This window comes from Peptoniphilus indolicus, assembly GCF_900454665.1.
In the GTDB taxonomy this organism is placed as follows: Bacteria; Bacillota; Clostridia; order Tissierellales; family Peptoniphilaceae; genus Peptoniphilus; species Peptoniphilus indolicus.
The window spans coordinates 1140873-1164328 of record NZ_UGTH01000001.1; the positions used below are offsets into that span (position 1 = coordinate 1140873).

General features: G+C 34.5%; 15 protein-coding genes, 4 rRNA genes and 1 pseudogene. 6 read left to right on the plus strand and 14 right to left on the minus strand.

Features of this window, described 5'->3' with window-relative positions; genetic code table 11:
• Positions 1 to 155: 155 nt before the first annotated feature.
• From DYE58_RS05455 to DYE58_RS05490, 3 genes are all read right to left on the minus strand, one after another.
• Positions 156 to 839 (minus strand): hypothetical protein, encoded by a 684-nt coding sequence (locus DYE58_RS05455; RefSeq protein ID WP_004820118.1) that lies wholly within the window; start codon positions 837 to 839, stop codon positions 156 to 158.
• A 483-nt stretch (positions 840 to 1322) separates the two neighbouring features.
• Positions 1323 to 3773, minus strand: coding sequence for an S-layer homology domain-containing protein (locus tag DYE58_RS11045; protein ID WP_004820115.1), 2451 nt, complete (start codon positions 3771 to 3773; stop codon positions 1323 to 1325).
• A gap of 373 nt (positions 3774 to 4146) precedes the next feature.
• Entirely contained in the window at positions 4147 to 5691 is a 1545-nt protein-coding gene (locus DYE58_RS05490) for a stalk domain-containing protein (protein ID WP_004820113.1), read from the minus strand.
• A 361-nt stretch (positions 5692 to 6052) separates the two neighbouring features.
• On the opposite strand from DYE58_RS05490, the gene DYE58_RS05495 reads away from it, so the two are divergent.
• Positions 6053 to 6763, plus strand: a complete 711-nt coding sequence (locus tag DYE58_RS05495) for a hypothetical protein (protein WP_004820112.1) — start codon at positions 6053 to 6055, stop codon at positions 6761 to 6763.
• A 24-nt stretch (positions 6764 to 6787) separates the two neighbouring features.
• On the opposite strand, the gene DYE58_RS05500 is transcribed toward DYE58_RS05495, so the two are convergent.
• Positions 6788 to 7534 carry an NADPH-dependent oxidoreductase gene (locus DYE58_RS05500; RefSeq protein WP_004820109.1) on the minus strand — a complete coding sequence of 249 codons (747 nt, stop codon included), beginning with the start codon at positions 7532 to 7534 and terminating at the stop codon, positions 6788 to 6790.
• Positions 7535 to 7699: 165 nt separating this feature from the next.
• Here DYE58_RS05500 and DYE58_RS05505 point away from each other — a divergent pair, with 165 nt between their 5' ends.
• The gene (locus tag DYE58_RS05505) at positions 7700 to 9004 is read left to right on the plus strand and encodes an SLC13 family permease (RefSeq protein ID WP_004820107.1); all 1305 of its coding nucleotides are present in this window, start codon (positions 7700 to 7702) and stop codon (positions 9002 to 9004) included.
• Positions 9005 to 9057: 53 nt separating this feature from the next.
• Here the strand turns inward: DYE58_RS05505 and DYE58_RS05510 are convergent, their stop codons facing one another.
• Positions 9058 to 9372 carry a thioredoxin family protein gene (locus DYE58_RS05510; protein WP_004820105.1) on the minus strand — a complete coding sequence of 105 codons (315 nt, stop codon included), beginning with the start codon at positions 9370 to 9372 and terminating at the stop codon, positions 9058 to 9060.
• 83 nt (positions 9373 to 9455) lie between these two features.
• Complete coding sequence (locus DYE58_RS05515; protein ID WP_004820103.1) at positions 9456 to 9752, minus strand: hypothetical protein; 297 nt, start codon at positions 9750 to 9752, stop codon at positions 9456 to 9458.
• A 61-nt stretch (positions 9753 to 9813) separates the two neighbouring features.
• Here DYE58_RS05515 and DYE58_RS11345 point away from each other — a divergent pair.
• A pseudogene (locus DYE58_RS11345) lies at positions 9814 to 10219 on the plus strand (IS481 family transposase); the annotation flags it as partial.
• A 118-nt stretch (positions 10220 to 10337) separates the two neighbouring features.
• Here the strand turns inward: DYE58_RS11345 and murI are convergent.
• The 8 genes from murI to DYE58_RS05555 all read right to left on the minus strand — a co-directional run bounded on the left by murI (position 10338) and on the right by DYE58_RS05555 (position 19603).
• Entirely contained in the window at positions 10338 to 11174 is an 837-nt protein-coding gene (murI, locus tag DYE58_RS05520; RefSeq protein WP_115312088.1) for a glutamate racemase, read from the minus strand.
• 13 nt (positions 11175 to 11187) lie between these two features.
• Complete coding sequence (gene gltS, locus DYE58_RS05525; RefSeq protein WP_040552213.1) at positions 11188 to 12399, minus strand: sodium/glutamate symporter; 1212 nt, start codon at positions 12397 to 12399, stop codon at positions 11188 to 11190.
• Between the two features lie 318 nt (positions 12400 to 12717).
• A 5S ribosomal RNA gene (rrf, locus tag DYE58_RS05530) occupies positions 12718 to 12833 on the minus strand.
• Positions 12834 to 12919: 86 nt separating this feature from the next.
• Positions 12920 to 13035: ribosomal RNA gene (gene rrf / locus DYE58_RS05535) — 5S ribosomal RNA — on the minus strand.
• A gap of 22 nt (positions 13036 to 13057) precedes the next feature.
• A 23S ribosomal RNA gene (locus DYE58_RS05540) occupies positions 13058 to 15919 on the minus strand.
• Positions 15920 to 16172: 253 nt separating this feature from the next.
• Positions 16173 to 17701 (minus strand): 16S ribosomal RNA (locus DYE58_RS05545).
• The 16S, 23S and 5S rRNA genes sit together here, the layout of an rRNA operon.
• 349 nt (positions 17702 to 18050) lie before the next feature.
• Positions 18051 to 18773: a heparan-alpha-glucosaminide N-acetyltransferase domain-containing protein gene (locus DYE58_RS05550; RefSeq protein WP_040552211.1), complete on the minus strand. Its 723-nt coding sequence runs from the start codon at positions 18771 to 18773 to the stop codon at positions 18051 to 18053.
• Positions 18770 to 19603 (minus strand): deoxyribonuclease IV, encoded by an 834-nt coding sequence (locus DYE58_RS05555; RefSeq protein WP_004820093.1) that lies wholly within the window; start codon positions 19601 to 19603, stop codon positions 18770 to 18772. Before DYE58_RS05555 ends, DYE58_RS05550 begins: the two co-directional genes overlap by 4 nt.
• Before the next feature lie 65 nt (positions 19604 to 19668).
• On the opposite strand from DYE58_RS05555, the gene DYE58_RS05560 reads away from it, so the two are divergent.
• The 3 genes from DYE58_RS05560 to DYE58_RS05570 are packed head-to-tail and all read left to right on the plus strand — an operon-like array spanning position 19669 to position 23456.
• Positions 19669 to 20349 (plus strand): response regulator, encoded by a 681-nt coding sequence (locus DYE58_RS05560; protein ID WP_004820091.1) that lies wholly within the window; start codon positions 19669 to 19671, stop codon positions 20347 to 20349.
• Position 20350: 1 nt separating this feature from the next.
• Positions 20351 to 22129, plus strand: a complete 1779-nt coding sequence (locus DYE58_RS05565) for a HAMP domain-containing sensor histidine kinase (protein ID WP_004820089.1) — start codon at positions 20351 to 20353, stop codon at positions 22127 to 22129.
• Positions 22122 to 23456 (plus strand): hypothetical protein, encoded by a 1335-nt coding sequence (locus DYE58_RS05570; protein WP_004820087.1) that lies wholly within the window; start codon positions 22122 to 22124, stop codon positions 23454 to 23456. The genes DYE58_RS05565 and DYE58_RS05570 overlap by 8 nt, the downstream gene beginning before the upstream one ends.

The window sequence follows — 23456 nt, forward strand, 5'->3', positions numbered from 1 at the left end:
AGTAATCATGAGGAATTTTTCCTTATTCTAATCAGGAAGTTCCATACGCAAAATTTTATAAAGTTTTAATACTGGTACATAAAAATGTATCAACCATTATCCTTATATCATGATTTAGGTTTATACACAAAATTATTTACAGACCCTATTATTTTTTAATATCCTCCTATTATAGTTAAAACACTAGACTCATCTTTCTTAAGATTTATAGTTACATTACTCCCCTTTCCAAAATTTCGTTTTTCCTTGTTCCCTTCTTCATACCATAATAAAGAAGTATTTTCTACTCCTCCAATTTTAAAATTAACTTTAGGTACGGTTATAGTTTCTCCTTGTTTACAAAATTTTTCTATTATACTTTTTCCATTTTCGGCAAATTCATTTTTTTCAGATACTCCACCATTTTGTAACTTAAATATTACTTTTACTTTTTGTTGTTGTTCAGGCGGTTGTGGTTCATCCGAAGATGGTGGATTAGGACTACTTGTTCCATTTTCTATAACAATCTCAAATTCTAATGTTTCATAACCTTTAGCACTAGCTTTTGCCTTATATGTTTTTCCAACTTCCAAATCTTTATTAAATTCAAATTTTCCATTACTGTTCAATTTAACTTTACCATATAATTCTGCATCTAACGTAGTTTGATCATTATTATCTAATGTATAAAGCACATTGTCCATTGGATTGGAACTTGGAGTAACTTTTAACTCAATGATGTATTTAGAGTCTATTTCTTGCAATTTAGATTTATCTATAATAATCTTTTTATTTTCTTCAAAAGTATAGCCTTCACCATTAGAAATTATAAGTGTGCCTTTTTTTTCTGTTAAAGTCACTTCTTTATCTAAATTGCTATTTAATGTTGAGCCAACTATAATTTGATTTTTACTAATATAGCCTTCTTTAGATACACTTAATTGATAATTTTTTTGTTTATCTAATATATATTTTTTACCTTCTACTGGTGTAATAGGTTTATCTTTTCCTGTTTCCGTGATTTTTACTATCGCATCCTCCGGTGTAGTTTTTACCGTGTATTCAATTCTATTTTCTTCTTTTATTTTTTCTATTCGTTTTTTTATTTCTTCATTTTTTGTCTTTAAACTCTCTACGGCTTTATCAACTTCATCAGGAGTTGTAGCTTTATCAAAAGCTTTTAAAACTTCTTCTTGTGTTAAATACTCTAAAGCTGGAAAATCAAACTTTGCACTAGTTATTTTTTCTATAAGAGTTTTTGCATCTTTTTGAATCTTTTCAAATACAGATTTTACTGATGTAGTTTTTTCTGTTTTATCTATTTCATTTTTAAAGAATTCTTTTTATTTTTCTGACAAATCAAGTTTATCAATTTTATCTTTTTCTGCTTCTATTTGTTTGTTTAGTTCTTTTTCTTTTGCTATCGCTTTTTCCAATTTTGATATTGCTTCTTTTACTTGTTCTAACGATTCACCGTTTACTGAAACTTTATTTGCTTCTTCATAAGCTTTTTTGAAGTCATTACTTACATTTTCATCTTGGTATAGCGGAAGTGATCCTTCTAATAGTTTATTTAATTTTTCTGTTTCTGTTGCTATGTCTAAATATTTTCTTCTAGCATCGTTTAATGTTGTTATTTCGTTTGTCTTTGCTTCTACGTTTCCTTCTCTTAGAATTTTTTCCGCTTTTGCTATTGCTGTTTTTAATTCTTCTGCTGCTTTTGCCGGCTCGTTGTTATTTTCTTCTAAGGCTTTTTTTGCTTTTTCTATTGTTTCTTTTAATTGAGCGCTTGCTTCTGCTTCTATTTGTTTGTTTAGTTCTTTTTCTTTTGCTATCGCTTTTTCTAATTTTGATATTGCTTCTTTTACTTGTTCTAGCGATTCACCCTTTACTGAAACTTTATTTGCTTCTTCATAAGCTTTTTTGAAGTCATTACTTACATTTTCATCTTGGTATAGCGGAAGTGATTCTTCTAATAGTTTATTTAATTTTTTTGTTTCTGTTGCTATGTTTAAATATTTTATTCTAGCATCGTTTAATGTTGTTATTTCGTTTGTCTTTGCTTCTACGTTTCCTTCGCTTAGAACTTTTTCTACTTTTGCTATTGCTGTTTTTAATTCTTCTGCTGCTTTTGCCGGCTCGTTGTTATTTTCTTCTAAGGCTTTTTTTGCTTTTTCTATTGTTTCTTTTAATTGTGTGTTTGCTGCTTCTTCTATTTGTTTGTTTAGTTCTTTTTCTTTTGCTATCGCTTTTTCCAATTTTGATATTGCTTCTTTTACTTCTTCCAGCGATTCACCGTTTACTGAAACTTTATTTGCTTCTTCATAGGCTTTTTTAAACTCATCGCTTGCATTTTTATATTGGTATAGCGGAAGTGATTCTTCTAATAGTTTATTTAATTTTTCTGTTTCTGTTGTTATGTTTAAATATTTTATTCTAGCATCGTTTAATGTTGTTATTTCGTTTGTCTTTGCTTCTACGTTTCCTTCGCTTAGAACTTTTTCTGCTTTTGCTATTGCTTTCTTTAATTCTTCTGCTGCTTTTTGCGGTTCATTTTTGTTTTCTTCTAATGCGTTCTTTGCTTTTTCTATTGTTTCTTTTAATTGAGCGTTTGCTTCTGCTTCTATTTGTTTGTCTAATTCACCTGGTTTTGGTTCTACTGGTTTTGGTTCTACTGGTTTTGGGTCCACCGGCTTTGGTTCTACAGGCTTTGGTTCTACAGGCTTTGGTTCCACAGGCTTTGGTTCTACAGGCTTTGGTTCTGCAGGCTTTGGTTCTACAGGCTTTGGTTCTGCAGGCTTTGGTTCTGCAGGCTTTGGTTCTGCAGGCTTTGGTTCTACTGGTTTTGGTTCTACAGGCTTTGGTTCTACTGGTTTTGGTTCTACTGGCTTTATTTTAGCCATATCAGTACTATATTTTGCAATTAAATCTATGTCTCTATAAACTCTATCATTAAATTCAAAATATTTGCCGGTATCTCTATCCATCCATCCTTCAAATTTATAGCCATCTACTTCCGGGGCATTTATACTTGAAACTCTATCTCCTTCATATACATACTTAGTGTATAGTTGAGCTTTGTTTATATCATAAAATCTTACTGCATATTCTCTATTAGCTAAATAACCATTATTCCACCACCAATTTATAGCGCTTGGTTTAGTGCTTTCTTTAACGCTTAGTTGCTTTTCAGCATTTTTAACAGTAAGTCTTATCTTTTCTTGACATAAATTGTATATCATCTCAAAAACATCTTGTCTAGTAGCGTTTTTATCATTTTTGCCGTCTAAATTTTTAATGTCTTTTAAGATATTATTTGTCTTTGCAAAATTTACTTCTGCTGTTGGCCATATTTTGCCCTCTGTTAAAGATGTTTTCCATTCAGGATGTAATTTAGAAAGTATCGTAATAATTTCAGCATTTGTTATTGGGTTTTCCGGTTTAAATGTCTTATCGGGATATCCGTTAACGTAACCTTTAGTAGTTGCTACATTAATATATCCGTTAGCCCAATGTTCTACATTTACATCAGTAAAACTACCTTGAGTCCCTTTAGCATTATCGGCTTCTTTTTCATAGTTTGAAATTAAAGCTGCCATTTTTGCAACTTCGGCTCTTGTTATTGTCTTGTCTAAATCCAGACCATTCCCTCTTCCTTTAACCCATCCTTTATTGATGAGCCACTGTACCTTTTCAGGAATTTGTTCTTTTGATGTTTCTGTTGCTAATACAGGGTTGGCAATTGAAATCATCATTACTAAGGTTAAAAATAAAGTAAATATTTTCTTTTTCATTTCATCCTCCTATTCTTTAATTTAAACCTTTAATTAGTCTATCGATATATATAAAAAGACCCAAGTATTTCAAAATACTTGGGTCTTTTTATGACAACTTATAATTATAAATTTTTAATATATTAGATAACAGTATACTCCCGTTTGTTTGTTTGTTTGTTTGTTTGTTTGTTTGTTTGTTTGTTTGTTTGTTTGTTTGTTTGTTTGTTGCGATTATCATATGCTATTACCTCATTGTCAAACATTCAATTTTAATAATTATATCATAATTCCAACTAATTTTCTATTCTATTTACAATATTTTAACATTGAAAATATTGTAAATAGAACTGGTATATGTTTTCAATTAATAAATTCTTATTTAGTCTTACTTTTATTTTACAGAATCTTTGCCGCCTATAATTCCTACTGAAGTTGCTTTTTCAGACTTATCAGCTTTTTCAAGACTTTCTTTTTCTTTCTTTGCAAATTCAGCTATCATAGCTTCTTCTTTTGCTTTAAGAGCTTTTGCCAATTCTTCATCTGATGTGTTATAGATATCTATCATATAGAAAGGTGCCATTTCTGCATTGAACTTAACTTTATATCCTAAGTTTTCAGATAAGAATCTCAAAGGTACCATTGTACGTCCATTTTCTATTACTGCCGGTACATCAAGAGTAACTTCTTTACCGTCTACAGTTGCTTTGTTTGAACCTATTTTAAGAACGATAGATTTATCAGCTTTAGTTGCTGTAACTGTTTGATTCTTTTCGTTCCATTCAACTTTCGCCCCTAATTTTTCAAGAAGTGCTCTGAATGGTACTAAAGTTCTTCCTTCAACTATTGTAGGTTGTTGGTCTGAAAATTCTAATTCTTCTGCATTGACTCTTACGTTTATTATAGGTGTTTGATCTATATGGAAAATTAAGTCCATATATTCTGCTGAAGTTAGTTTTTTAACTGATTTAGGTATCATAACTTTTACTGAATCATCTTTTACCGCTTCAGATTTCATAGTCATAGCCATATTGAACATATCTTTAACTTTTAGGTCTAATACCACTTCTTGTAGGTATCTTCCTTCTTTAAAATCTATTGATGATTTTAAGCTTGAACCCTTTATTGTTTCTTTTGCTTTATTAACTGACTTAGCAAAGTTGTCTTTCTTAAATTCTTTAACTGCTCCTTTGATAGTAGCTTCGTCTACGCCGGCTTCCATCTTGTTTGCTAATTTATAAATATCGCCTGAAACTTTATCCCAGTTTGCTACGATAGTTGTAACTGAATTTATAATTTCTTGTGCCATTTGGTCAGATGTAGCTTCGTAAGTGAATTTGTTTCCTTCAACTTTCATATCACCTAACGGTTTATATCCTTCAAGAGCCTTATTTAAAATGCTCATCACATCAGCGTTGAATTCAGCAGAGTTTACATATTCCATAACTGCTTTTTGCGGCATTATTGCAACTGAATTTTCTTCATCTGTTGCTAAAAGTACATAGTCTTCTTTGATATTTGCCAAAGCTTCTTTGTTACCCATTGCCATAGCATTAAAGTAGTCTTTATTAATATAAACTTTTGTGCCGTCTACAAACATATGCATTTCAAATTTATCAGGAATCATCTTCATAGCTTCTTCATCGTTTTCTGCAGGAGCCATTTTCTTAATAGCTGTCATATCCATGGATACTTTAACTTCTGCTTTTTCTTTTCCCTCTGAAACGCCTGATACTGTCATAGGCATTTTAACTTCTTGTGTTTTCCCTTGATCGTCTTTAAAAGATACTTTAACTTCTGCTTGTCCTGATATTTTAGAGCCTTTCCAGTTTTGTACCTCTTTAGTTTTTTCTAAATATGCTGTAATGTTTGGGGTACATCCTACTAAACTCATAACCATTGCAAGCATCATTACAATGCTTATTATTCTCTTCTTCATACTAATGCCTCCTTTTTTGATGAGTTCATTATATCATAAAAGCGATTCCTATTATATTACATTTATATTTCACTATTTTATAAGGGGAACAAAAAAACCGGATAAAAAATCCGGTCTATAATATATTTATTTTTAATTGTTCAAATTTTCTTCAGTAGTCAATAGCTTATCTAAACGATATTGCTTAAAACCTTAGTCTTCAATTGCTATTCTCTCTACTTTTTTAACTAAATCTACTAAGTCGTACATTGGTATCACTCCTTAATATTTTGTTATTTTTAATATACCCAAACTTTAGAACTATAATCATTTTTTTAATTTTTATGATATAATTTTTTTAATTAACTTATTTGGAGGTATCATGAAAAGCAATTTAAAACTTGGAATTATAATATTTATATCTTTGTTAATTCCGTTGGGGATACAAACTTTTTTTAAAAATCAATCTGCTATTGAAGGTTCGGTCTTTATGCATATGTTTTGGATATTTGCAAATTTCTTATTTTTATCGACAATCGATGAATTGTTTGCAGAGTATTCCAAGCTTACAAGACTAAAATCTCTAAAGATTAACTCTTTAAATTACATAGTTAAAATTTTAGTTTATGTTATATTTTTGATCTTTTTAAATTTATACATTGTAAGAACTATGTATTTACCTGAACACAAGCTACTCACAACTGTAACTAATCCAGCAGTGGTTGCTCTAATACTTTTGATATTCTTAGTAAATTTACTTTCAGGTCTGTTTGAAAACAAAGAAGAAAGTAAGGAAACAAATGTATACACTTTCAGCAATAAAAATTCTTTCAGAACAGGAAGAGATACTTTTAATGTAGCTGGCGGTACTTATGCTGATGGGTTTGTACTTGGAAATCTTGTGCTTCCCTATTCTTCGATCAAGTCAATTTATACAGACAAAGAAAATAGACTTGTTATAAAGGGCAAAAAAGAAGATGGTAACTATAGAATTTCTATAGACTCTGAAAAAACTATCTCATTTTTCAAAAATCTATTAAATAAAGCAATTTCTGATTCCAAAATAGATTCCAAAATAGTTAAAACTAGGTAGCTCATACACTGCCTAGTTTTTTATTTATAATCTCATTTCAAAGCCTTGTTTTGCTATGGATTTCAAAACATCTCTTCTGATTTCATTTGTCGATAAAAACTTTTTAACAACTTGATCCGTAAAACAATCTGACCTCTGTCCGTTGTCCCTGGTATCATAATAAGTTGTCATAGTTTCATCATAACCTTTAAATGCTTCTAAATAATTTTCATACTCTTTATATTCATTTTCAAATACTTTTAATTCAATCGGCATCTTAGGTTTTACCTGAGGTTTTTCAGCAGGATATCCAAAACCTAAACCAACTACAGGAAATGTATACTTAGGTAGTTTTAATAACTCAACCATTCTGTCATAGTCATTTAATATCGATCCAAAATAAACAGCTCCCATTCCCAACGACTCAATTGCAACCACCATATTTTGAGCGCCTATAATAGAATCTGTGAAGCCTTGGAAAAATTTATCCATGTGTTTATATGCGTCTTCTACATATCCTTTTTCTTCAGCTATTCTATAATTTCTGTATAAATCCACAATAAATATCAATAGTTCCGGAACATCTTCCAAATATTCTTGATTAGACACTTTCATTATCTCATGTTTTATCTTTGGGTCTGTAACTCTTATTATAGATGCTTGTTGCATTCCGGTTGAACTTGCTGAATGATTATATACATCAAATAGTTTATTCAACGTTTTGTTATCTACTTCTCTATCTTCAAATTTTCTTATAGTTCTATGTTCCAATTGATTTTCTATAGTATTCACGTTAATCACCTCTGTATATTTCTACCCAAACATTATATTATTAGATACTGCAGTAATATAAATTTATATCTTTTCCACTTTTAATTTAAAAATAAAAACCTTTTACCTAATTTGCTTTCTTTTTTCAATCTTACATAGTATCATTAAGATGATGTGAGGTGAACGATGATTAACTTTATTATTATATCCGCAATAGTGGCTGCAATTGCCATCGGATACAAAACAAAACTTAACGTTGGATTAATAGCGCTATCTTTTTCATACTTAATAGGATGTTTCTTACTTAAGATGAATCCAAAAGAAGTCATTAACCTTTGGCCAATGAGTATATTCTTTGCTATTTTTTCAGTTAGTATGTTCTATAATTTTGCCGTAGTTAATGGCACAATGGATAAACTTGCTAACCATATACTCTACAAAACCAAAAATTTCCCCGAAATGTTATACATAATTATCTATTTAATTTCTGTGCTACTATCTGCAATGGGTGCAGGATTTTTTACTGTTATGGCAGTATTTTGCCCTATTGCCATAGCATTGTGTAAAAAGAGTGGAAAAAATATACTTATTGGCGCACAAGCTGTAAACTGGGGAGCTTCCGGTGGAGCTAACTTGATGACAAGCGGTTCTGGCATTGTATTCCAAGGCCTTATGAAAGATGCCGGATTTGAAAACGAAGCATTCCAAATGGGAATTCCAATCTTTTCATTTACTGTTATCTATCCACTTATAGTACTTATAGTATTATTCTTAGTGAATCGTTTTAAAAATGGAAATATTTCAAAGACCTTGGAAGTAGAAAGACCTTTGCCTTTTAATGCCAAACAAAAGATAAATCTATTTCTAATCGCACTTACATTTGTCTTGGTTTTAATATTCCCTGTAATGAATATCCTAAACCCTGAAGTACAATGGATTGCAAATATTAACTCTATGCTCAACATAGGTCTTGTCTGTATAACTATGTCAGTTATCTCTCTTTTACTTCATTTAGCAGACCAAAAAGAAGTATTAATTCGCATTCCATGGACTACTATCATCATGTTGTGTGGTATGGGTATACTAATTCAAATTGCAGTTAAAGCCGGAGTTATAAGTCGGATAGGAACATTTATGGACTCAAATGTGCCGGAATTTTTAATACCTACAGCCTTCTGCTTAGTTGCCGGAGCTATGTCATTCTTCAGTTCCACACTATCAGTAGTTACTCCATCGCTTTTCCCTATAATAGGTGCTATGGTTGCTGCAAACCCCAACTTAAATGCGACTCTTCTATTTACTGCAACAGTTGCCGGTTCGCTCTCAACTAACATATCTCCATTCTCATCTGCCGGATCATTGATGCAGATGTCAGCGCCAACCGAAGATGACAGAGAGTGGATGTTTGACAAGCAGATGTTTGTAGGCCTACCCATAACTTATGGTTTGGCAATAGTCAGCGTTTTAATCTTAACTTTTGTAATGACATAAAATTAAGCTCAGTGATTTCTCGCTGAGCTTTTTATCTTAAATTAAATTTTTTATTAATTTGAAAGTTCCATAATCCTATCAAGTTTTTCTTTAAGTTCAACTATTGGCACAAACCTTGCCATTCTAAAAAATTCTTTCCCCTCAACATACATTATTAACACAGGAAAAGTAAATAATTGAAACTGCCCTCTAATTTCACTTATATCATCAACCCAAATAAATTTTTCTTTTATCATCGGATATTCACTTAAAAGCTTTTGAACTTGCGGTTTAAGCCCATGACATACAGAACAAGTCTCAGTTCCAAAATAGAGTAGGACATATTTATTTTCTAATATAAAACTTTCTATTTTTTGTAAATTCCTCATTCTTAAATAACTCCCATAAGTAAAATCATTTATACTAATTTATCCTATTAAACATTCTACTAACAATCAAAATTTCTCAACACCTATTTTATAAAGAATTCATAGACTATAAAAATAATCCCAACAACTAACATTAGGAGTGCTAATTTTTTATTTATCTTATACACTTCAACTACATCATTAATCCAAACTAATCCCCACAATATTAAAGCCAAAAAGATTAAAACAATTGCACACAAAGACAGTATTGTAAACCACGGATTAGGATATGCTACATCAAAAATCACTAATAAAACTAATAATAGTACTCCTATTGAACTTAAAATTATATTTACCCTTACCAGTTTCTTAAAAAAATCTCGTTTCTTTTTTCTTCCCATATAAATCTCCTTATTACTTAATTTTAGTATATTTAAAGACTATGTTCAAAAGCTCATATATCCAATTAATGAATCGTCTTCATATTCAACTGTAGAATTTTTAAAGATGTCCATTAGTTATTTTGGATATCAGCCTGAAATCATACAAACAGATAATGAATTTGAGTTTACTCATTTTAAAGAGGCAAAAAGGATACACTTCTTGATGTACTATGTAGTGAATTAGGTATAGAACATCAAATAACAAGATCTAGGACACCAAGACATAATGGAAAAATCGAAATAAGTCATAAGAATGATAATGAAAGATTTTATAAATATTTATCTTTCTATAGTTACTACGATCTAAATCTTCAAATGAAAAGATAATTGTATAAATCTAATAGGCTTGAAGTACAGACTTTAAATTGGTTTAGTCTATCGAAAAGCAAAATCTATTATTGGGGTTATCCCCAATAATAGATTAACATATGTGATATTTATTTTTTGTTTTTAGTATCTCGTCATTTACAAATTGACAATTTTTAACGTCTCCCATTCTAATATAAATTAGATAATTTCCACATCTATGATTTTCATATATTTTTAAATTTTACTTGTTTCCTTGTCAATGAACTTATTTAAAACAGCTTTTTTAAAACTTAAGTCTATTTTATCTATATCTATCACTTTACATACTGTGCTTTTAAATTTTTCAACATCTCCTGTTGCATAAAATTCAACACTGCTATTTCGAGCTATATCATCATACTGCATAACTGATTTTAACTTTTCAATAGTTTTTTCAGCAGGATCTACTATATTTACTTTCTTATTTTGTTCACTGAAAATTTTTTTAAACATCTTTATTGCTAAAGGAAAATGGGTGCATCCTAGTATTAGAGTATCATATTCAAAATCACCTAATTCCATTAAGTATTCTTCTATAACTTTTTTAACCATACAATCATCTATATGACCATTTTCAATAGCTAACACAAGATCCGGACATCCGACTCCAAAAAGTTCAACCTCTTGAGAAATCGATTTCATTGTGTTATCATAAATTTTACTATTTACCGTTCCCTGAGTTGCAAATAAAGCCACTTTATTGTTATTTGTAATTTCAACTGCAGATTCACATGCAGGTTCAACAACACCAAAAATTTTAAAATCAAATTTATCCCTTGCACTCTTCAATCCATAAGCAGTTGCTGTATTACAAGCTATTATACAAGAATCAATTCCTATTTCTCCAATATAATCTATACATTCTAATGTAAATTGTTCTACTTCACTAGAAGTTTTTACTCCATAGGGCATTCTATCTGTGTCCCCTATGTATATAAAAGAATATCCTGATAATTTATTTAATGCTTCTTTAAGTACAGAGAGTCCTCCGACACCACTGTCGAAGAACCCTATTTTTTTTTGAATAGTCACTGTATCACCCTTTTTATATAAATGCTAAAAACATAGAAATGATAAATACATTTACAAAATCTATAAACATTCCTCCCACAATAGGAAGTACAAAGAATGCAGTTTTTGAATATACAAATTTTTCACAAATAGATTCCATATTTGCTACACCATTTGGAGTGGCTCCCATACCAAATCCACAATGTCCACCAGCTAATACGGCTGCATCATAATTGCCTCCCATTAATCTAAATGTTACAAAGTATGCATAAATAGCCATTAACAATGTTTGTGCTAATAGAAGTACTATTAAAGGAATAGCTAAATCTATAAGTTCCCATAATTTTAATGTCATAAGAGCCATACCTAAGAATAAATTAAGCCCAACATTTCCAACTACTTCCACTTCTTCAACCGGAACAATGTCCGCTCCTTTGTCAGAAATATATCTAGCTATAATAGCTAACAACATAGGTCCAATATAAGAAGGGAACTTTGCTATAGGACTAATTCTTTGAATTAAAACGTTTAAAAAATTTGATATATAGCTACCTAAGAACATAGCTATAAGTATCACAAAAAAAGCTTTTAAAATTCTATCTCCATCAAGCACTCTTGCTTCTGTTTTTAATAACGATTCATCTAAATCATCATCTTCATCTATTTCTTTTCTGTTTAGCAATAAATTCTTGCCAGTAACTAATTTATTAGCTAGCGGTCCGCCCATAAGAGAGCCCATCACTAATCCAAATGTTGCGGCTGAATATGCTACAGTCTCAGCTCCTTTTACTCCAGATGCTTCAACTAAAGGTGCAATACCACCTGAGGTTCCATGACCCCCTGTCATAGGAGTTGAACCTGTCATAAGTGCAAGCCCTTTATCAATTCCTACAACTCCAGAAAGTCCTAAAGCAACTGTATTTTGAATTACACATAAAAATCCAGCTATTAACAAAAATAAGAAAACTTTAGGTCCTGCCGCTCTCAAAATTTTAATACTCGCTCCAAATCCTATACTTGTAAAGAAAATTACCATGAAGAAAGATTGTAATGTAGTATCAAAATTTATCTCCAAACCACTTTGTCTTAAAAATAAATTAACTATTGCAAATGAGAAACCTCCAATAACCGGAGCCGGTATTGCAAATGTTTGGAAAAATTTTACCTTGCTGCGTATTAATCTACCAAATAAAAGTAATACTACAGCAAAACCTATGGTTCTAACCATATCAAATTCTACTACCATTTTTTTCACTCCTTATATGTATTTTATATCTATTACAATAACTGAAAAGCATTTCCTTGTAAATAGTTTTCTTGTAATTATTTTATTAATTTAAAAATTTTTTTATAACGATTGGCTATTTTAGGCATTTTTAGATATTTTTTTTGGTGTGAAATGTGTAATCTGCGTGAAATTTTTCTTATTTAAAATAGAGCAAAAATAAAATAAATATAATCAGCAAATCTTAAGGATAATAATTTATCCTAAAGAGATTATTATACATAGAGCTATAAAAAAACGTATATCATTCTTTAATAGATTGACATACGTTCTTTATAAATCCGGCAAAACCTACTCTCCCAGGCCGTCTCCAGCCAAGTACCATCGGCGTATTAAAGCTTAACTTCTGTGTTCGGTATGGGTACAGGTGTGTCCTTTATACTATTGATACCGGATGACTAATATTCTTTTTTAATCTGTGCGCATTAATAAAATAAAAGACATACATCGTCTTTTATTAGATCGACATACGTCTTTATAAATCCGGCAAAACCTACTCTCCCAGGCCGTCTCCAGCCAAGTACCATCGGCGTATTAAAGCTTAACTTCTGTGTTCGGTATGGGTACAGGTGTGTCCTTCATACTATTGATACCGGATAAACTAACAATCATATCTTCTTTGATCAAGTCTTCGACCTATTAGTACTCATTAGCTTAAAGTATTACTACTCTTACACCTTGAGCCTATCAACCTCGTTTTCTTCAAGGGGTCTTATCTAATGGGGAAATCTCATCTTGAGGGGGGCTTCGTGCTTAGATGCCTTCAGCTCTTATCCCGTCCAAACTTAGCTACTCAGCTGTGCCTTTGGCAAGACAACTGATGCACCAGAGGTTTGTCCATCCCGGTCCTCTCGTACTAAGGATAGCTCCTCTCAAATTTCCTACGCCCACGACGGATAGGGACCGAACTGTCTCACGACGTTCTGAACCCAGCTCGCGTGCCTCTTTAATGGGCGAACAGCCCAACCCTTGGGACCTACTTCAGCCCCAGGATGAGACGAGCCGACATCGAGGTGCCAAACCTCCCCGTCGATGTGGACTCTTGGGGGAGATAAGCCTGTTATCCCCGGGGTAGCTTTTATCCGTTGAGCGATGGCCCTTCCACTCGGTACCACCGGATCACTAAGTCCTAGTTTCCTATCTGCTCGACTTGTTGGTCTCGCAGTTAAGCTCCCTTTTGCCTTTGCACTCTTCGCACGATTTCCATCCGTGCTGAGGGAACCTTTGAACGCCTCCGTTACTCTTTCGGAGGCGACCGCCCCAGTCAAACTGCCCGACTGACAGTGTCCCTTCCCCTGATTCAAGGGGTTAGGTTAGAATCCTAAGTTTAAAAGGGTGGTATCCAAAGGTCGACTCCACTAATGCTGGCGCACTTGCTTCTTAGTCTCCCACCTATCCTGTACATTTAAACTCAAAATCCAATGTCAACCTACAGTAAAGCTCCACGGGGTCTTTCCGTCCTGTCGTGGGTAAGCGGCATCTTTACCGCTACTACAATTTCACCGGATCCTTTGTTGAGACAGTGCCCAAATCGTTACACCTTTCGTGCGGGTCGGAACTTACCCGACAAGGAATTTCGCTACCTTAGGACCGTTATAGTTACGGCCGCCGTTTACTGGGGCTTCGGTTCTAAGCTTCGCCTTTCGACTAACTCTTCCCCTTAACCTTCCAGCACCGGGCAGGTGTCAGCTCCTATACTTCGTCTTTCGACTTTGCAGAAACTTGTGTTTTTGGTAAACAGTCGCTTGGGCCTTTTCACTGCGGCCCCCTATTCAGGGGCTCCCCTTCTCGCTAACTTACGGGGTCATTTTGCCGAGTTCCTTAACAAAGGTTCTTCCGCTCGTCTTAGGATTCTCTCCTCACCTACCTGTGTCGGTTTACGGTACGGGCGATATCTTACTTGATAGTGGCTTTTCTTGGCAGTGTGGAGTTACATCCTTCTCTACTTGTTTTTCGATCCGCTTCACACTTCAACCTTCTCAAGAGCGGGATTTGCCTCACTCTTAGCCTTTGTGCTTGCACACCTCACCAACTGGGCGCTTCTGCTATCCTCCTGCGTCCCCACTTACTTTTTAACGCTTGATATCGGTACAGGAATTTCCACCTGTTTTCCATCGACTACGCTTTTCAGCCTCGCCTTAGGTCCCGACTTACCCTGAGTGGACGAGCCTTGCTCAGGAAACCTTGGGTTTTCGACGGGTGAGATTCTCACTCACCTCTCGCTACTCATGCCAGCATTCTCTCTTCTCTAAAATCCACATCGGCTTACGCCTTATGCTTCGTCTCTTAGACATTGCTCCTCTACCACTATATTTACATATAGTCCACAGCTTCGGTATATAGTTTAGCCCCGGTTATCTTCGGCGCAGAATCACTTGACCAGTGAGCTATTACGCACTCTTTAAATGTATGGCTGCTTCTAAGCCAACATCCTGGTTGTCTGAGTAATTCCACATCCTTTCCCACTTAACTATTATTTTGGGACCTTAGCTGGTGGTCTGGGCTGTTTCCCTTTCGACTATGAAGCTCATCCCACATAGTCTGACTCCTTAGTGCTTGATTTGGTATTCGGAGTTTGATAGGTCTCGGTAAGCTCAATGCCCCCTTAACTATTCAGTGCTCTACCCCCTCATCATTGTTCACTAAAGGCTAGCCCTAAAGCTATTTCGAGGAGAACCAGCTATCTCCGTGTTCGTTTGGCTTTTCACCCCTATCCACAGGTCATCCGATAGCTTTTAAACGCTACCCGGTTCGAGCCTCCATCAGATTTTACTCCGACTTCACTCTGCCCATGGATAGATCACACGGTTTCGGGTCTATGGCAACAAACTTTCGCCCTATTAAGACTCGGTTTCCCTACGGCTCCGAAGCTTAACTTCTTAACCTTGCTTATTACCATAACTCGCTGGCCCGTTCTACAAAAAGTACACGATCCTGGTCTATAACCAGTTTCGCTGCTTGTAAACATTAGGTTTCAGTTTCTATTTCACTCCCCTCTCGGGGTTCTTTTCACCTTTCCCTCACGGTACTTGTTCACTATCGGTCACCAAGTAGTATTTAGCCTTAGGGGGTGGTCCCCCTATATTCCCACCGGGTTTCTCGTGTCCGGTGGTACTCTCTTGTGCCAACTATTTTCGTTTTCGCTTACGAGACTGTTACTCTCTTTGGTACTCCTTCCCAGAAGTTTCTGCTAACTATTTTCGTCTTTTGCACGGTCGGGCTCTATCCATTTCGCTCGCCGCTACTTTGGATATCGAGTTTTCTTTCTTTTCCTCGGGTTACTTAGATGTTTCAGTTCACCCGGTTCGCTTCTATAAGCTATGTATTCACTTATAGATACCTCTTTTGAGGTGGGTTGCCCCATTCGGATACCTGTGGTTTGGCGGATATTTGCTCCTACCCACAGCTTTTCGCAGCTTGTCGCGTCCTTCTTCGCCTCTTGGTGCCTAGGCATTCACCTAATGCTCTTTTTTACTTGACCTTTGCTAATCAATTCTCATTGACTGCTTTCTTTTCCAGTGAAAAAGTGTCTTCTTTATTACTTCGTATTAAATTTGACTCTTCTTCTTTGATATGATTGTTTAGTTTTCATGGTTCATTAATGACCTTTTAGGAATTGCACCTAAACTAACTCACTTGAGAGGTCCATATATAATTAAAACAGTGTAGAAAAGTCTATAAGACTTTTTATTTAATCCACTTTCCTGTTACAGTCCGTGAATTTATTTCCTTAGAAAGGAGGTGATCCAGCCGCACCTTCCGATACGGCTACCTTGTTACGACTTCACCCCAGTCATTAACCCTACCTTCGGCGTCTGCTTCCTTGCGGTTAGCTCGACGACTTCGGGTATTGCCAACTCCCATGGTGTGACGGGCGGTGTGTACAAGACCCGGGAACGCATTCACCGCAGCATTCTGATCTGCGATTACTAGCAACTCCGACTTCATGTTCTCGAGTTGCAGAGAACAATCCGAACTGAGATCGGCTTTTTGAGATTCGCTTGCTATCGCTAGCTTGCCCGCTCTTTGTTCCGACCATTGTAGCACGTGTGTAGCCCAGGACATAAAGGGCATGATGATTTGACGTCATCCCCACCTTCCTCCGATTTATCATCGGCAGTCCCTTTAGAGTTCCCATCTTTACATGCTGGCAACTAAAGGTAAGGGTTGCGCTCGTTGCGGGACTTAACCCAACATCTCACGACACGAGCTGACGACAACCATGCACCACCTGTAATACTGTCCCCGAAGGGAAGCCTCTATCTCTAGAGGGGTCAATATTATGTCAAGCCCTGGTAAGGTTCTTCGCGTTGCTTCGAATTAAACCACATGCTCCGCTGCTTGTGCGGGTCCCCGTCAATTCCTTTGAGTTTCATGCTTGCGCACGTACTCCCCAGGCGGAGTGCTTATTGTGTTAACTGCGGCACCGAATTACTCCGACACCTAGCACTCATCGTTTACGGCGTGGACTACCAGGGTATCTAATCCTGTTTGCTACCCACGCTTTCGTTCCTCAGCGTCAGTTTGTGACCAGTAAGTCGCCTTCGCCACCGGTATTCCTCCTAATATCTACGCATTTCACCGCTACACTAGGAATTCCACTTACCTCTTCACTACTCAAGTTTAGAAGTTTCAAATGCTTACGAGGGTTGAGCCCTCGCCTTTCACATCTGACTTTCTAAACCGCCTGCGAACCCTTTACGCCCAGTGATTCCGGACAACGCTCGCCCCCTACGTATTACCGCGGCTGCTGGCACGTAGTTAGCCGGGGCTTCCTCCTATGGTACCGTCATTATCTTCCCATAGGACAGAGCTTTACGAATCGAAATCCTTCTTCGCTCACGCGGCGTCGCTGCATCAGGGTTTCCCCCATTGTGCAATATTCCCCACTGCTGCCTCCCGTAGGAGTTTGGACCGTTTCTCAGTTCCAATGTGGCCGTTCACCCTCTCAGGCCGGCTACTGATCGCTATCTTGGTGAGCCGTTACCTCACCAACTAATTAATCAGACGCGAGTCCATCTTTGACCGCTAATTCACTTTGATCGTTATGACATGTGTTATTACGATTTCATCGGGTATTAATCACCGTTTCCGGTGGCTATCCCCGTGTCAAAGGCAGGTTACTCACGTGTTACTCACCCGTCCGCCGCTAATCCGACTTAACTTCTTCCCGAAGGTGTCTGTTATGTCTTCATCGCTCGACTTGCATGTGTTAGGCGCGCCGCCAGCGTTCGTCCTGAGCCAGGATCAAACTCTCGATTTTAATATCTTATTTGACCTTAGCTACTCAGTTTTTTCACTGACTTTCCGCTAAGCTTTTTTTGCTTTGCTTATAGTTTATTCTTTTCTACACTATTTAATTATCATTGTTCTTTGCTCTCTCTTTTTAAGAGACAGCTTATTTAGTATAACTCTTTCAGTTTGCTTTGTCAAGAACTTTTTTTAATTCTTTTTAAAGTTTTTTCAAGAGCGTTGCTCTCACGAGGCAACTTGTACATTATGCCAAAATTCCACACACCTGTCAATACTTTTTTTAGTAAATTTTCAATTGTTTGAAACCCTGTGTTTTACCGCCTTACAGACATTTTATTTATAAGATTCTAAAAATTTTTTTATATTTTTTCAAAAATCCATATAACTAATAAATACAAAAGCGGCTGGTGCAAAACATAGATGGCTAAACTTCTTTTACCTATTTCAGATAGAATATTACCTTTCCCATATTTTCCATAAAAGTTATTCTCTATTAATTTTCTTCCAATAAAAAAACCAAATAGATATATAAATATCCATGGTATAAATCCAAAATAATCTTCAGAAGTAAAATTTAAAGAAGGAAGTCCTAGAGGAAATAAATTTAAATTATATAGTTCTTCAGTAATTTCTATCTTTCCGAATAGTACTGTTCCACTTTGAATATTATAAGTACATATATATAGAATTAACATTAAAGTTGACCATATATTTGTGTTCAAATTTTTTATTTTATCCTGAATCAATCCTGTTATTAACATGCACATTCCAAGTCCATTCATAACTCCGAATATTATCATTATCTCTCTTGCAAAAAAATAAGTTACCAGAGTTATTAGCAGACCAATTATATTTAAAATTATCCCCCTCTTTATATTCTTTCTTCTATCTAATAAGCTCGAAGTAACTCCTGATATTATAAAAAAAGACGCTGCAATTGATATTTGCCAGACACTATTTATTATAAAGTTTTCATACCAAGGTATTTGTTTAAATAAATTTATATCGTAAAACAGATGAAATAATATCATGGAAATTACTGTAAATCCTCTATACGAATCCAATATGTGATTTCTTTTCACTCTCTCATACTCCTAAGCAATTCAATTTCTATCTTGTGCCCTTCATTATCCAAAGGAGTTTCCAAATAAAAAGGTAGTGCGCGAAGTTTCTCATGATTTATTATTCTTCTTATTGCCTCAAGTCCTATGTGCCCCTTGCCTATTTCCTCATGTCTATCCTTGTGTGCTCCAATTGGATTTTTTGAATCATTTAAATGTATTGCTTTTAATCTTTCTAATCCTATTATTTTATCAAACTCTTCTAACACTCCATCTAAATCATTTACAATATCATACCCGCCTTCGTGAATATGACAAGTGTCCATACATATTCCAAGTTTATCTTTTAAGTTTACTCGCTCAATAATCATTGCGAGTTCTTCAAAATTCCTTCCTATTTCCGTTCCCTTGCCAGCCATGGTTTCAAGTAGGACTGTTGTATGCATATCTTCATGTAATATTTCATTTAACAAATCAGATATTATATTTATTCCAACTTCTGTGCCCTGTCCAAGATGAGATCCCGGATGAAAATTGTAAAGATGTTTGCCAAAGTACTCTAATCTTTCTATATCTTCTCTTAACACATCTCTTGCAAATTCTTTTACATAGTCCTTATCCGAACAAGGATTTAGCGTGTACGGAGCGTGCACCAACATAATCGGCACTTCGCCCTGCATATTTTCTATGAGCTTATCCGCATCTTCTCGGTCAAACTCCTTTCTCTTTGACCCACGAGGGTTTCTCATAAAAAATTGAAAAGTGTTTCCGTTTTGTTCTTTCATACTTTTATACAAACCGTTAAATCCTTTTGTAAAAGATTGATGTGAACCTATAATAAATTTATCCATGTTGATATTATACACAATTTTAAAAGTTTTTATTTATCTGATATAATGCAAATTAGGAGGCGCTTATGTTTGGAAAAATTTTAATAGTGGATGATGAACATTCAATCGCAGATATAATAGAGTACAACTTAAAAAAAGACGGATATGAAACTAAAACTGCCTATGATGGTAAAGAGTGTCTTGAAAGAGTTGCAGAAGAAACTTTCGACCTTATAATACTTGACATAATGATGCCTATAATGGACGGATTTTCAGTTTTAACTGAACTCAGAAAAACATCAAATATCCCCGTTATTATACTCACCGCAAAAGAAGAAGAAGTTGATAAAATACTCGGCTTAGAACTTGGAGCAGACGACTATGTTGTAAAACCCTTCTCAATGAGAGAGTTGACCGCTAGAGTGAAAGCTATTTTGAGACGTAGAAATATAGAGGTTCAAACCGAAACAGCACATATCAATTCAGAAAGTCTTGAAATCAACATAGATAAATACGAAATAAAAAAAGACGGAGAAATTATAGACCTCACACTTCGTGAATTTGAACTTTTAAAGTTCTTGGCTAAAAATCCAGGACAAGTTTTTTCACGTGAAGAACTATTAGATAAAGTCTGGGACTATGAATATTACGGAGATATAAGGACTGTTGATGTAACTGTCAGACGTCTTAGAGAAAAAATAGAAGATGGCAAAGACTACAAATATATCCTTACTAAACGTGGAGTAGGATACTACTTCGGAGGATAAAATGCTTAGCAGTATAAAATATAGATTTATGACAATTTACTTCCTACTAGTATTAGTATGTATGTCAATTGTCGGGGCATTTATCATAAATAGACTTGAAAGTGCTCAACTTCAAAACGTCACTGAAAATATGGACTCAACACTGAACTCAATTGTAACAACTTCAAATTATCTGACTACTGAAGATTGGCTCTTAAATCAAGACCAAATAATCAACACATTTATAAGTTGGAGATTTCCTTCAAATCAATCCATGTATGCAATAACATCTGAAGAAAATCCACTCATAATTGCTGCATCAAAGAATGTGAATTTAATGTCACTTGCCATAGCCAACGAGACTATAGAGCCTGACTTAGTCATAAACTCAATTTCAGGTTCAGAGGGCCAACGAGTTATATTCGATGAAAATTCAAACTTGCACGAAAAGCACATAGCAAGACCTATCTTTTCATCAGAAGGTAAAGTTATGGGCATTTTATACATGACAGAAAATCTAAACGGTGTATACGATGTAATAGATAACGCCCGTAGCATTCTTACTTATGCAACCGGAATCGGTCTCATAATAACCATAACTCTAGGATACTTCTTAGCAAATTCAATCACAGGCCCTATAAGTGACCTGACTAAAAAGGCAAAGTTGATGGCAAAAGGGGACTTCAACCAAAAAGTAGATATAAAATCAAATGATGAAATCGGTAATTTAGGTTCTATGTTTAACTATTTGACGCAGGAGCTAAAAATTACAATCGAGCAAATGGAAATTGAAAAAGGTAAACTGAATACAATCTTTAACTATATGCAAGAGGGCGTAATTGCAATAGACAAAAATGGATTTCTAATCCATGCAAACCCAACCGCAAGAAGAATATTGAATTTAAACAATAGCAATGGCGAAAAAATCGACTTAGCTAATTTGAACATTTCAAATATAGACTACAATAACTTTTCAACATTAGTCGGCGACGGTGAAATTGAAATTCTCGACAGATTTTATAAACTTAAATACGCTCCTTTTAGAAGGGAGAAAAGTAACCAAGGTCTTATAGTAGTATTCCAAGATATGACAAAAGAACACAACCTTGAAATCATGCGTAAAGAGTTTGTTGCAAATGTCAGTCACGAACTTAAAACGCCTATAACAACTGTAAAAAGTTATTCAGAGACAATCTTGGACTCAGAAATGGACTATGAAGACATAAAACATTTTGTCGGAACAATAAACCGTGAAAGTAACAGAATGGGAAGATTGGTATCAGACTTGTTGCAACTTTCAAATATAGACTACGGCGCAAACAATTTTATATTTGAACCAATAGATACCTACGATTTAATAAGCCAAGTCCTAGAGAGTCTGGACGTTATGATAAAAGAAAAGTCTCACAACATAACCTTAGATATTCCAATGAATATAAACGATATTTACTCAGATGTTCACTCAACTGAACAAATTGTGATGAATATAATATCCAATGCAATAAAATACACTAAACCTAATGAAAAAATTAAAATAAGTTGTCAAAACTTAGATGGTTTCTTAAAAATCACTGTTAAAGACAATGGAATAGGAATTCCAAAAGAAGATTTGAATAGAATATTCGAAAGATTTTACAGAGTTGAAAAAGGTAGAAGTCGGGCTATGGGTGGAACCGGACTTGGACTTTCTATAGCTAAGGAACTAATTGAAACTATGGGTGGGAGTATAGAGATAAGTTCAAAATATAACTTCGGAACAGAAGTTGTCTTAAAGTTTAAGAGTGTGGTGCACAATGAATAGAGAACATGAATATATACTAAATATAATACTGATCGCATTGGCCGGTTTGACACTGTTCCTATCAAACATACTGTGGGTTGACTTAAAAAAATCCCACATACCCACCACAAAAATAGAAGACACTGATTATGCGACCAATGATTTATTTAAAGAACTTTTAAAGCCACAAAAAATGGTCGCTAACTACAACGGCCAACACCATGCCGTATATGACTTTGACGATATATACAACACTTATCGCCAATCAATATACGAAATTTTTTCCAATTCAAACACTAAAAATGGACAAGTCATTTCATTGCAAGAATATTTAAAACTACAAGACCTCCCATCTTTAGTTTTCTTCTACTCTTCACCGGTAGACTTATCCATAATTGTTAACTTAATTGGAAAATCCGATTCAAACGACTCTCCTATTCTCATAAAAGAAATCTATCTGTCCAGAGAATTTATAATAGTTAGTGATGGAACTAATCACTATAGATTTGACAAAAATACTACAATAGACTTTACACTTTCAGCACTTGCCGGGGAGTCTTTGCCTGAATATAAAAATTTAAACGAATTATACAATGTTGAAAAAAATATTTATCTTCCGAATCAAAATAGCTACCTATTAAAGACTGTTAAATATTCAAATGATCTTAAAAGTTTGATATCAGATGAATCATATGTCAATAATTTAGCGACAAGATTTCTAAATCAAAATGATGAACACATTAGAGATATAGTCCAAGACAACAGCAGAAGTCTTATCTATGGAAATGAATACCTAACTCTTTACACCAACGGAATAATAGAATATAAAAACTTAAATGTACCGGAGTCTAAGACACGAAATCTGCATACTTCTCTTAAAAATTCTATTTCCTTTATTTCAAACAAAGTTGGCAATGCAGGAATATATATTTCTCAAATAACACCTATAGAAAATAATGGCGATCTTGGATTTAGATTTTCTTTCAATCTCTATGAAGATTCCATCCCGGTTATAATTAATGACACCAAAAACCCCTACTATATAGAAATTGAATCTTACGGCGATACCATTACTTATTTCAAACAAAACTACCGAAAATCTATAAGTGAATCGCCATTGCCGGAAAAGGTCAAGTTCGCCGGTTTAGAGCGTATAATAAAAACTTCCTTAACAGTTTTTAACGAGCCTTTTGAAGAAGTTTTAAAAAATATATCTGATATAGGAGTTGCTTATATAGACAACACTTCCCATGATCAGACAGAACTTAAACATTCAATCTTTATCAAATATAACAACAGAAGGTTGTTCTTTTCTATGGAATCTGGACGACTTTTAATGGAGAAATAG